Here is a 2,411-nt window from a genome sequence, read left to right as displayed (position 1 = left end):
CACTTTGCCGTTCAGCGTTAGCGGAATAGCCTCCATAAAGGTAAAACTGGCGGGCAGCATATAGTCCGGCAGACGAGCAGATAAGTGCGTCAGCAGCATGTCATCGGAGACAGCACCCTCGGCAACCAGATAGGCTGCCAATACTTTATGGCCATGATGCCCATAATCTATCACCACTGCCTGTTTAATTTGTGGATGCGCTGTCAGCGCATTTTCAATTTCCCCCAGTTCAATACGGAAGCCGCGAATTTTGACCTGAAAATCATTACGCCCCAGATATTCCAGTTCACCATCGGGTAACCAACGTACTAAATCACCGGTTTTATACAGACGGGTGTAACCTTTAACCGTATCGTTTGCGGTTGCAAAAGGGTTAGCAACAAAGCGCTCCGCCGTTAATTCAGGGCGATTTAAATAGCCTCGTGCGACACCTGCACCGCCAATATACAGTTCCCCCGGCGTACCGACAGGTACAGGATTACCGGAACGATCCAGTACGTAAAGACGAACGTTATTAATGGCCTGACCAATATTGGTAACAAGATCGCCTCTTTGGTACCGCTTCTGTGTTGCACAAACGGTAATTTCTGTCGGGCCGTAAGCATTTACCACGCTACTGTATTGACTGAAATGATCCATAAAATCGAGTGAGGGGGATTCGCCTCCTGTGACCAATAACCGCAGGGAGGGTAATTCTGTATCAACCAGCAATTTCAGTATTGCCGGCGACAAGGTCGCCATTTCAATACCTTCCCGTTGAATGAGTTGCGCAAGGGCAGGGGCATTTCGTTCGGCTTCACTGCAAAGGTAAAGGGTCATGCCACCCAATAACGCGGGGAATAATTCGGAAACAGAAGCATCAAATACATAGGTGATAAACATTAAGCATTTTGTTGCCTTTCCGATATCCCAAAATGTGGTTTGTGCTGTCACCAAGTGGGCCACGTTTTTATGTTCAATCATCACGCCTTTAGGCTGGCCGGTGGTGCCAGAGGTATAGATGATATAAGCCAAATCGGTTGGTTTATTGATGGAGTCAGGGTTTTCCACCGGCTGGCTGACGGTGTCTGCCTGATTATCTGCCGCGATAAGGATTGAGGATCCAGCCAGTGGCCGGAGCGTGGTCAGATAGTGCTGTTGGGTCAGAATACAAGGGGTTGTGGTGTCAGTCAGAATAAACTGTACCCGCTCTGTCGGGTATTCCGGCGAAACAGGTACATAAGCGCCCCCGGCTTTCAGAACCGCCAGAATACTGATTATCATTTCCGGACTGCGGTCAACATACAAGGCTATCGGTGTGTCAGCCTGCATCGTTTGATGATGCTGTTGCTGATAACGTTCGCGTATGACGTGGGCCAACTGATTGGCGCGTTGATTAAGCTGGTGATAGGTCAGGGTTTCGCCTTCAAACACCAGTGCAACATGCTCCGGTGTCCTTGCCGCCTGCGCTTCAAATAATTGTGGCAGGGTTTTATCCTGCGGATAAGGGGCGTCAGTCTGGTTCCAGATAGTTAATAGGGTATGACGTTCCTGTACCGATAAAATATCAATGCCGGACAACGGTTGTTGCTTATCGGCGACAAATGCGCTCAAAACCCGTTGGTAACTCTCCACGATACGGGTGATGCTGGTGTTATTAAACAGGCTCACGGCGTAGTTCAGGCAACCGGTAATCGCCGTTTTGCCATCAGACAAAAACAGGCTCAGGTCGAACTTGGCCGGGCTGTATAAGGGTTCATCCAGTGCCACCGGCGTGAATGGCAGACAATTGTCTGATGAATTTTCACCACGATGATTTTCACCGAAAGCCTGCACGCTGAACATCACCTGAAATAGCGGATGGCGGGCGGTATCCCGCTCAATGTTCAGTGCTTCAACCAATTGCTCAAACGGCATATCCTGATGGGCTTTGGCACTGCTAACCAGTTTGTGTGCTTGTGCAATCAATTCGGTTACGCTATCGGTGTGTTGCAGTTGCGCCCTTAAAGCCAGTGAATTGACGAACATGCCTAACAGGGGCAGGGTTTGCGCGTGGTGACGGTTATCCGTCGGGGTGCCGATAATGATATCATCCTGTCCGGATAATTTCGCCAGTGTGACGTAAAACGCACTGAGCAGCACGGTATACAGGGTGGTTTCCTGCGTTCTTGCCAGTGTCCGTAGCTGTTCAGACAACTGGGTGTCCAGCGTAAAATTGATATTTTGTCCCTGATAATTAACCTGTGCCGGTCTGGGGTGATCGGTGGGTAGCGTCAGCGATTCATAGCCCGTTAGTGTGTGTTGCCAGTAAGCCAGTTGTTGTTCGCGGATGTCTCCCTGTAAATAATCCCGTTGCCATGCTGCGTAATCCCCGTAGGTGATATCCAGCGCAGGGAGCTGGCTGTCACGGCCTGCTTGCAGCGCGTGGTAAA

General features: G+C 50.1%; 1 protein-coding gene. It reads right to left on the bottom strand.

Translation table 11 applies throughout. The annotated features are described in order from the left end of the window. A partial coding sequence (locus AACS92_RS20820) for a non-ribosomal peptide synthetase (RefSeq protein WP_153044807.1) occupies positions 1-2,411 on the bottom strand: 2,411 nt, incomplete at both ends.

The sequence above is a fragment of the Xenorhabdus sp. KJ12.1 genome (assembly GCF_963876495.1).
Taxonomy (GTDB): Bacteria; Pseudomonadota; Gammaproteobacteria; order Enterobacterales; family Enterobacteriaceae; genus Xenorhabdus; species Xenorhabdus stockiae.
Note: the sequence above shows the minus strand (reverse complement) of the source record. Positions and strands in the feature narration are given on the sequence as shown.